Annotated in this window: 9 protein-coding genes and 3 tRNA genes; 8 read left to right on the top strand and 4 right to left on the bottom strand. The window is 48.4% G+C overall.

The genetic code is table 11. From position 1 onward, the window contains the following. Positions 1-78 precede the first annotated feature (78 nt). Positions 79-154, top strand: a tRNA-Gly gene (locus DZ54_RS0112975). Between the two features lie 37 nt (positions 155-191). Next, a tRNA-Met gene (locus DZ54_RS0112970) sits at positions 192-269 on the top strand. A 77-nt stretch (positions 270-346) separates the two neighbouring features. Here DZ54_RS0112970 and DZ54_RS0112965 read toward each other — a convergent pair. After that, complete coding sequence (locus DZ54_RS0112965; RefSeq protein ID WP_025674518.1) at positions 347-1318, bottom strand: sensor domain-containing diguanylate cyclase; 972 nt, start codon at positions 1316-1318, stop codon at positions 347-349. 230 nt (positions 1319-1548) lie between these two features. Between DZ54_RS0112965 and DZ54_RS0112960 the strand changes: the two genes are divergently transcribed. After that, on the top strand, positions 1549-2526 hold the full coding sequence (locus DZ54_RS0112960; RefSeq protein WP_025674516.1) for an arginine deiminase-related protein: 978 nt from the start codon (positions 1549-1551) through the stop codon (positions 2524-2526). A gap of 68 nt (positions 2527-2594) precedes the next feature. Here the strand turns inward: DZ54_RS0112960 and DZ54_RS0112955 are convergent, their stop codons facing one another. Beyond that, positions 2595-2954: a HopJ type III effector protein gene (locus tag DZ54_RS0112955; protein ID WP_025674514.1), complete on the bottom strand. Its 360-nt coding sequence runs from the start codon at positions 2952-2954 to the stop codon at positions 2595-2597. Positions 2955-3137: 183 nt separating this feature from the next. Here DZ54_RS0112955 and DZ54_RS0112950 point away from each other — a divergent pair. Then, positions 3138-3228, top strand: a tRNA-Ser gene (locus tag DZ54_RS0112950). Between the two features lie 335 nt (positions 3229-3563). Further along, positions 3564-4121 (top strand): epoxyqueuosine reductase QueH, encoded by a 558-nt coding sequence (locus DZ54_RS21630; RefSeq protein WP_037354486.1) that lies wholly within the window; start codon positions 3564-3566, stop codon positions 4119-4121. Positions 4122-4254: 133 nt separating this feature from the next. Here DZ54_RS21630 and DZ54_RS0112940 read toward each other — a convergent pair whose 3' ends face one another. Together DZ54_RS0112940 and DZ54_RS0112935 are read right to left on the bottom strand one after the other, a co-directional pair. Next, positions 4255-5442, bottom strand: a complete 1188-nt coding sequence (locus DZ54_RS0112940) for an MFS transporter (protein ID WP_025674513.1) — start codon at positions 5440-5442, stop codon at positions 4255-4257. A 169-nt stretch (positions 5443-5611) separates the two neighbouring features. Further along, positions 5612-6388 carry a MipA/OmpV family protein gene (locus tag DZ54_RS0112935; protein ID WP_025674511.1) on the bottom strand — a complete coding sequence of 259 codons (777 nt, stop codon included), beginning with the start codon at positions 6386-6388 and terminating at the stop codon, positions 5612-5614. Between the two features lie 178 nt (positions 6389-6566). Here DZ54_RS0112935 and DZ54_RS0112930 point away from each other — a divergent pair, with 178 nt between their 5' ends. From DZ54_RS0112930 to DZ54_RS0112920, 3 genes are all read left to right on the top strand, one after another. Next, entirely contained in the window at positions 6567-7271 is a 705-nt protein-coding gene (locus DZ54_RS0112930) for a response regulator (RefSeq protein ID WP_025674509.1), read from the top strand. A 42-nt stretch (positions 7272-7313) separates the two neighbouring features. Further along, on the top strand, positions 7314-8600 hold the full coding sequence (locus tag DZ54_RS0112925; RefSeq protein ID WP_025674508.1) for an ATP-binding protein: 1287 nt from the start codon (positions 7314-7316) through the stop codon (positions 8598-8600). 100 nt (positions 8601-8700) lie between these two features. Continuing rightward, entirely contained in the window at positions 8701-9465 is a 765-nt protein-coding gene (locus tag DZ54_RS0112920; RefSeq protein WP_025674507.1) for a glucosaminidase domain-containing protein, read from the top strand. The last annotated feature ends 11 nt before the right edge of the window (positions 9466-9476 follow it).

Raw genomic sequence — 9476 nt, 5'->3', positions numbered from 1 at the left:
TGTCGGCTCATAACCCGAAGGTCGGTGGTTCAAATCCATCTCCCGCAACCAATTTTAAGTGCAAATGCACAATGTAAGGCGACATTAGCTCAGCTGGTAGAGCGCGACCTTGCCAAGGTCGAGGTCACGAGTTCGAACCTCGTATGTCGCTCCACGTTTTGCCCACATCAAGCAGTGATTGATGTTACGGACGCGGGATGGAGCAGTTTGGTAGCTCGTCGGGCTCATAACCCGAAGGTCGAGTGGTTCAAATCCATCTCCCGCAACCAATTTCTAGGTTGTTTTCTATTTCAAGCCTTTATAATCCCCATAGCATGAGAAGACAGGCATGCCAGCACGTCACGTCTTATCCAATGCCTTGATATTCTGTGGGAACAGGGTAATGTCTCATATTGCTCGTCGCATCCAGTAGCATTGTTTCTAACGTCACGGTTTCATCTATCTGCGTAAAATGTGCTAACCCTACCGAGTAAACAAATGGGTAGCGATCTAATGATAAGCGACGGCACAGACGAAGATAAAAACGATCTAGTTGAGCTTCTACAGCATCAACATCTTGCTGAATTAATAATACCGCAAACTCACAGCCTTCTAAGCGCCCAATCCAGCCTACGTCATCGAACACATCAGTCAAACACGCTGCAAATTCTATCAGCACCTTATCACCGGCGTACTTACCGTAACGATGGTTAACCTCCTGCAATTGGCGAACGTCAAAGTGCAACAATGTGTGTTGAGACTCAATCACGACATCATCGGTTAAATAGTTGGTGATTTCACGATAAAAGCCACGTCGATTGAAGATACCAGTAAGTGAGTCGATCACGTTTTGCTGAGTCATGACCAGCTCATGTTCAACAATGCTCGCCAGGTCTAAGAGAGCTCGTTGGCAGGCCTCGGTCAGTTTTCGTGGCTGATGATCGATCACACAGAGGGTGCCAAGCAAGTGCTCGCTATCAAGACTAAATGGGAATCCAGCATAAAAACGGATGTTAGGCGGGCCTATTACCAATGGATTATCATCAAATCGACAATCGTTAAGTGTGTCCTCAACGATAAATGGTTCGAGTTGATGAATAGCATGGCCACAAATGGACTCACTGCGCCCAGTCTGATTAACGGCTAAACCACGCTTGGCTTTAAACCATTGGCGGTCTTCATCAATAAGGCTAATCGCAACTACCGGGCATTCAGACACGTATGCAGCGACACGTACAATTCGCTCAAACCTATCCTCACGGCCCGTGTCCAAAATCCCGAGGTCGTGTAACGCGTGAAGACGTTTATCTTCGTTGCGAGTTGGTTGCGCTGGTTTCATGCACTGTTCTCCCTGTTTGTTCTGATAGTGTAGTTAATGGCACTTCCGCCGTGCAATGTGCGGATGCAAACTCAATTTGTAAAAAACCTGGTTTGTAAAAAACGTGTTTCAATGATATTTTCCTGCGGTTATTCATTCCATCGGGTGAGGCCGTTGCGCGTTTGAAAATGATCGCGTATCCCACCGCCCATCTATACTCTTAAAGTCATGTTGTTTTAGAAGGTTTGCTTATGGCGTTTTTAGCGAGCTGTGATACCCAATATCCGCTGACGCACTCTCATGTAGCGTCGGCTGTGGTGATGGTGCCACCGCTTCATTTTAAGTTTAATGCTCAAACCAGTGAGGATAATGGTTTTCAACACGCCCCCTCACTGCCTGATGAGGAAGTGAAAACACGCGCCATGGCAGAGTTTAATAACATGGTGATGATCTTACGTCGCCACGGTCTTGACGTGGTGGTGATGGAATACCCTGAGTCTGATCCTGCGACGCCGGATGCCGTCTTCCCGAATAACTGGTTTAGCACCTTGCCCAGCGGTGAGCTTTATCTTTACCCTATGGCGTGCCCAAACCGTCAGTTAGAGGTGAAGCCTGAGCGTTTAATGGCAGCGTTAGACCGTGCAGGCTATGCAGTCAATCACGTACACAAGGTTAAGTGTCACGACAAAGAAGAGGCGTTTCTCGAAAGTACAGGTGCCATGGTTATTGATCACCTTAACCAACGTGTCTATGCGGCGCTCTCACACCGTTGCGACAGTATTTTATTGACTGAATGGGCAGCAAAAGTAGGCATGCGACAAGTCGTGAGCTTTAACACTGAGATGAGCGACGGTAACCCGGTGTACCACACTAATGTGATGATGGCGGTTGGCGAAGAGTTTGCGGTGGTTTGTGATGAGGTGATAGAAGCAGGGCTACGAGATCTGGTCTGCAATACACTCAGCCAAGATAAAACTCTAGTATCGATCAACGAATCACAAATGAATCAGCTTTGTGGCAATATATTACAATTACGAAATCGACATGGTGAATCCGTGATTGTGATGTCGTTGTCTGCTTATAGCGCCTTTACGGAAGCGCAAAAGCGTACATTACGCCAGTTTGGTAAACTGGTTCCGATTGATGTTACAACAATAGAGACGATTGGAGGCGGTAGCGTGCGCTGTATGATGGGAGAAATCTTTCTGCCGCGTCAGAATGCTAGCTAGCGTTCGAGCAAGACTAGGCGTCATGATAGAACGGCGACCGCGCGTCGCCGTTTTTGATCGAGCGCCATTTAAGAATGCGTTCGCGCTTTTGCCTTCAAAGGCATTTTGTCAAACGACACACCTTTCCATCCAGTTACCATAAAATTACGAATATTTTTATGATCGGTTCCAGATGGGTGACTCAGCACGTCCTCGCGGTAGTATCCACCGAAGCAGGCGAGCGTTTGCGCTTCCGTTAACTCATGCAGCTGGCAAAACGCGAGCACTTTGCAAGAGCCTGTATTTTGTCCAGCTTTATTCGCGAGATTACCGTTAGTAAATCGCGTGGGCGCGTAGTCGTAATATGCATCTATCACCGCCATTGTCTCATCAAACATTACCATATCGGGTGTTTGTGTGACTTTGGCGAGAAAGCTGTCTAAGGTCATGTCGGTTCCTGAGTTAGTAACATGCGAGCTCTCAACGGAGAGTATATGCACGTTGTACCAACTTGTTTAGCTAATGTGAAGTCGTGTCATACCGGTAATGGATGAATATCCATCACTTAAACCAAAATTCTTGTTGCAGTACTTTACATTAATCAAGCTCAACATTATTATGTCGAACAGTTCGGAGGGATGGCTGAGCGGTTGAAAGCACCGGTCTTGAAAACCGGCAAGGGTTAATAGCCCTTCTAGGGTTCAAATCCCTATCCCTCCGCCACATTCGAAAAAGCCGCTGAGAAATCAGCGGTTTTTTTGTATCTAACTCGTCAAAACATCCCATACTCACCCAGGTATGTATTGCCCATAAAAAACGCAAAACGCCGCTAGGGGAGTCTAGGGGAGTAACAATGCCTGAAAACTTGGCTAATGGCGTGCTAGAATCCCCAGTGTACGCAAATACATGAATATTGGCGTTTTAGTTTTTGCATTGTGAACACGGAATTGTTATGTCTGAATTTACACGCACGCCGTTGCCTTTGCCGCCTGACTTCGATCGCGACAACGATCAGTTATTACTCCACTCGTGCTCGTGCCCCTTGTTCGGGAGAGGTGATGGAAGCTATTGAAGCGAGCGGGATCCGCTACAGCATCTTTTTTTATAATCCCAACATCCATCCGGCCAAAGAGTACGAAATTCGTAAGCAGGAGAATATTCGCTTTGCAGAGGATCATAATGTGCCGTTTATCGATATGGATTACGACACGGATAACTGGTACGCCAGAGCAAAGGGGATGGAGTTTGAGCCTGAGCGAGGAATACGATGCACCATGTGCTTTGATATGCGGTTCGAACGCACAGCGCTATATGCCGCCGAACATGGTTACCGGTTTATCAGTAGTTCACTGGGTATCTCACGTTGGAAGAACATGCAGCAAATTAATGACTGTGGTCATCGTGCAGCGGCTCCCTATCCAGATGTCCAATACTGGGATTACAACTGGCGCAAGCAAGGCGGTAGCCAGCGAATGATAGAAATCAGCAAGCGCGAGCGTTTTTACCAGCAGGAATACTGCGGGTGTATTTACTCGCTGCGAGATACGAACAAACACCGCCTAGCGCAAGGACGCGAGCGAATTAAACTCGGCGTGCAATACTACGGCGACGATTAAAGTTAAGCACTAGATTAAACCCTCATGAAGTCCGCAGGACTGCAAATGGTGACAACACCGCCACCTGCATTACTGCCTGCGGAGACGAGTAAGCTTAATGTTTAAGAGATGAGCTGAGTTGACTGTTGCCAGATTAGGAGCTTTTGCACTCTGTTGTCACAGGGTTAGCGTTGCGGCGTAGGATCCCGATTTGAATAACGATGGCAACGCCACCAACTGCCGCGGCGGCATAGACGAGTTGAGTCACAGAAAGACCGTGGCTTAGCCACAACCCACCCAAGAGTGTACCCACCGCACCACCCAGGTAGTTTGATGAGCTATTCAGTGCCACAACCGCGGCGCTGTGATCAGGTTGGAGGCTAATCAGCGTATGTTGCTGTGGCGCAAGCGATGACCAACCGGCCGCTCCCCATAAAAAGAACGGCACAAAGGCAATCATTGAGGGTAACGGCAAGCTACTCGGAATGCTCAAGCCACTTGGAATGCTAAAGATGGCCACTGACATGAGCGTCAGTATCCCTAGCAAGATTGCCCTTGGACGTTTTACCCAGTCGATTAAATGGCCGATGGTGAAGCTGCCAATCATGCCACCCAGCCCCCAGACCCATAAATATGGCGTGAGGTTGGTGTGTTGTGTGATGCCCGTAATCACCGGTGCGAGGTAAGAATAAAGCCCCAAGCTAGCGACAGCAGTCAGAAACGTAACGGTAATCGTGGCAGACACGGAACGATTAGTGAGTAAGGCGACGCGTGCTTTTAGTGATGGTGGCGGGGCAACACAAATATGGGGCACACCTAACACCACGCCTACAAGCCCAATAAGTGCGATAGCGATGACGACGGCAAAAACGCCCTGCCATCCCAACCAAGTTGCGAAAGCGAGGCCGGCAGGAACACCGACGACGGTCCCTGCACTCATGCCACCCAGTAAGAGACCTAATGCGCGACCTTTCTTTTCGGCAGGCACCAAAGAGGCGGCACTGGCAGCAGCTAAAGGCGAGAATATGCCGGCGCCAATACCGGCAAACGCCCGACTGATGAGCAACATGGTCAAGTTGGTGCTGAAAATCGTGACAATGTTAGCGGCAATAAACACCAGCATCGACAGCACAAGGGCCTTTTTGGTTGGAAAGCCCGCTAACAATGTCGCCAGTATTGGCGCGGAAAGGGCATAGCACAACGTAAAGGCAGTCACCATCTGTGCTGTTTGGGCTTCAGTAATGTGAAAGCTGGTCGAAATTTCCGGGATAATGCCCGCAACGATGTATGCATCCATACCGAACGCAAACATAGCAATGGGTAAAAATAGAATGTTTTTCATGGGCATCCTAGCGCGTGAGTCTTTGAAAAGTTGCGCGTGTAGGGCTTCAACAATGACCAACAGATAGAGTTAGTGGGTGCAGGCAACTATTTTTGACAGGGTTAACAATGAATTATGTTGTCGGGCAATATAGATCGGCCACCCAATGAATCGGTGGCCGATTTGTTACTTAGAAGTGATAGCTAACCATGGCTTGGGCTGCCCATTGGTCCGCACTATCAACGATTGGTGAATCAGCAATATCACTGCCTAAACGGGTATATTGTGTGGTTTGGCTAATATCCCAGTTTTGACCCATAGGTACGACAAGTTTGTAGCCAACGTTGTAAGCAAAGGCGTCATCACCTTTATAGGCGGCGCGTTGTGCCGTGGTTTCGCTGTCTTTAACGCCAAAGTAGTGGTCAACATGGTCTTTGCTCAACCAATCCACGCCCGCATAAGGTACAAGGTCAACATTGCCGAAGTGGGTCAGATGCATATACTTCATACCCGCATTCAAGCCATCGTATTCACCGGTAATGTCATGACCAACAAAAGTAGACAGTACGCCACCGTGGCCTGTGTTGATGTCCATATTGATGCCGCCATCAATGGCAGGATCACGATCTTTCATGCCTTTAAGAATATCTGCATCTTTGCTTTTGTAGCCAGGGGTTAGGTGACCGATATAGGCATTGAGGTTCACGGTATCGTCATTGTTACCCAAGAAGCGGTAGTTCATGCCATTGGCAAGATCCGCGTTAAAGTTTTCGCCGTTGTAACCTAGGTTAAATTGCGGATACGTATTTTTGTCTTGGTTTTTATAAAGATCGCTGGTAGTTCCCACGCCAATACTGGCAACGGCTTGGCCTTCGTGTGAATAAATGTTGCCGTTACGAGTATAAGTGTCGCCAGCATAAGCTGCGCTAGAAGAGATGGCTGCGATAACAATTGCAAGTTTTTTCATGATTACTTCCTTTAACAATGTTGACCACTGGGGTTGGCAGTAATGTAAGCTCAGCAGTGGCAAGAGAGTATCCTCAGTTCGTCAGGAATTGTCTGACATCTGTCAGAACAGGAATCAGTTGAATCGATAGGACAATTGGTATACTTGTTACCTTTTAGTGAGGATGTGGCGACGCAAAATGGAAGAGAAACTGCACCTGTTTGTGGTCGAGGATGACCCCAAAATGCGCGCAATGTTAACGGAATATTTCGACGCGCAAGATTACACCGTAACGGCATTGGCAGAAGGCACAGGCGCGGCAGAGCAAATATTGTCGACGCAGCCCGATCTGGTATTACTGGATTTAATGCTTCCCGGCGACGATGGGCTGACAATTTGCCGACAGATCCGCAATGGTTATCTCGGTAGAATTTTGATGTTAACCGCCAGTGATGACGATTTTGATCATGTGGCTGCGTTGGAAATCGGTGCCGACGATTTTGTCAGTAAGCCGATTAAACCACGGGTCTTAATGGCGCGAGTACGAATGTTATTGCGTCGTCAATCGGACACGGTCACGCCATCCACTCCCTCAGGGTTACTGCAATATGGTGGCCTTGTGCTCAACCAAGTGCGTAGGCAATGTCAACTAGATGAGCAAAGTATCACCTTAACGGAAAGTGAGTTTGATCTTCTGTGGCAGTTGGCCTCGCATCCCGATGCGGTGCAATCGCGAGACACGCTCACCCAAGCACTGAGAGGGATTGAATATGACGGCATCGACAGAACCGTGGACAACAAAATCGTCACGCTGCGCAAAAAACTGATGGACGATTCTGCTAGTCCGCGCCGGATTATTACGGTGCGGGGTAAAGGCTATTTATTTGTGCCTGATACTTGGTAGTGCTTATTCAAGTGCAATAGGTCGTTGGATTGAGGTAGGGGCATGCGCCGCATTTATTTAGAGTTCTTCTTTGGGTTGGTCATTATTTTCTTTGCCAGCTTGGTGACGTATGTCGTCTTAGTTTACGAAATCACCGATGATCATGATGCGATTCTTTCAGAGCGACGCGCCGATGGCCTCGTTGATATGCTCGATATCATTGAGGCGACCTCTGGCACGGACGCTGCACTTGATGCACTAGAGGCATACACCCATAAAGTCGAATTTGCGCTAGAGAGTCACCCTGTAGAACGCTTGCCCGCAGTGGTAAAAAACTATTTCGACGGCACCGATAGGCAATTTGATGTTTACTATGACGGTGATGATACATTGTGGTTCCATCTCGCCGATACGCAGGTGTTTTACACCCTGCAAGAAGATCCCGAATCGCCACTCCATCGTGCGATTGCATTCGAAGATAACTTGCTGATCGTATTTCTATTTGCCGGGTTTGCCATCTATAGCTTCTTCATGGTGTGGTTTTTGAGTCGTCGTGTCCGGGCGCTAGAGAAAACGGCCTTACAATTTGCAGGAGGAGACTTAAATGCTCGCGCATCAACACGCAGTCACCAGCGAGTTGGAACCCTCAACCGCACGTTTAATCATATGGCGGACAGAATAAGTAATTTGGTCAGTAGCAGCCGAGCACTGACGAATGCGGTTGCGCATGAATTGCGTACCCCCGTGTTTCGTATTCAGTGGCAAGCCGAATTACTCAGTGAGAGCCAGTTAGACAGCAAGCAGAAACAAAAAGTCGTCAGTATTATTGAAGATACGGATGAAATGGCGTCGTTGGTTGATGAGCTTCTTTATTTAGCTCGTGTCGATCATCCTAATACGCTCTTTACGCCGCAAGCGCTCGATATGTCTGTGTGGCTGAGCGAGCAATGGCCGCGTTGGCAGACGCTTAGTACCAAGTCATTAAGCTTGGAGGCGCCTCAGGATTTACCCCGTGTTGAAGCAGATCCACATCTTCTAAAGCGGGTGATCACGAACTTAATCGGTAATGCAGATAAATATGCCACCAGCCAAATCGTGATGCGCGTATATCGCGACGAGTCACAGCTAGTGATTGCGGTACACGATGATGGTGAAGGGGTGGAAGAGCCGCATTGGCCGTTTATCTTCGATGCGTTTTATAGCGCCGATCGTTCGCGCGATAAAAAACGCTCTGGCTATGGGTTGGGACTCGCGATTGTCAAACAGATTGTTATCCGACATCGAGGACAGGTTGAGATAAACCACAGTGATTTAGGTGGCGCATGCTTTCGCGTGATCTTGCCCTGCTAGTATTGATGCTGTTCTGCCAGTATTAATGTTAGAGGGCGCATTCGTCGCCATTGGGTATTTCGCGTATAATACCACCTACATCGACAACACTAGGGGCACTATGAAACATCGTACCTTCGTCTTTATTGGCATCGCTATTTTTGCCGTTGCCGCCACCATTTTGATCTCGCGTCAGCAGCCCAAAACGCCGCTTGTGCCCGACTTCCAATCGTTTGCGGCGGGCGCTGAACGTAAGCAGGCGTTTTTTGATTACTTTACGCCTATCGTCAATACCATCAATGGCGAAATACTGGCTGATCGCACCGCGCTGTTAGCATGGCGCGAGCGTAAAAACGACCTAAGTAACCATGAAATAAAACGGATACAAACGCTGGCGAATCAGTATAAGTTGGAAGACTTTGACGTCAGCCAAGAAGCTGATTGGATGGCATTGATCCAACGGGTCGACATGATTCCCCCTTCTTTGGTGTTAGCGCAAGCGGCGAATGAAAGTGCATGGGGCATATCTCGGTTTGCGCGGGAAGGCAATAACTACTTTGGACAGTGGTGTTTCAGCAAAGGCTGTGGCCTAGTGCCTAAGCAACGGACAGAAGGTGAAATCCACGAAGTGGCCGCGTTTGGCAACCCGCAAGCCTCGGTAGAAAGCTATATTAATAACCTCAATACCCATGCCGCTTATCAAGGCTTACGAGAAATTCGTGCAACGTTGCGAGAGCAAGATAAAATCGTTTCGGGAGTTGCGCTCGCTAACGGACTGGGGCGTTACTCCGAGCGTGGGCAAGATTATATCGATGAACTACAAGCCATGATTCGCCATAACCAACTCGATAGGCTCGACCCGCCAGCATCGTCATCGACTAATTAACGCAAGGAAAG

This window comes from Salinivibrio socompensis S35 (assembly GCF_000513715.1).
Lineage (GTDB): Bacteria > Pseudomonadota > Gammaproteobacteria > Enterobacterales > Vibrionaceae > Salinivibrio > Salinivibrio socompensis.
This window is presented reverse-complemented; position numbering and strand designations above follow the sequence as displayed.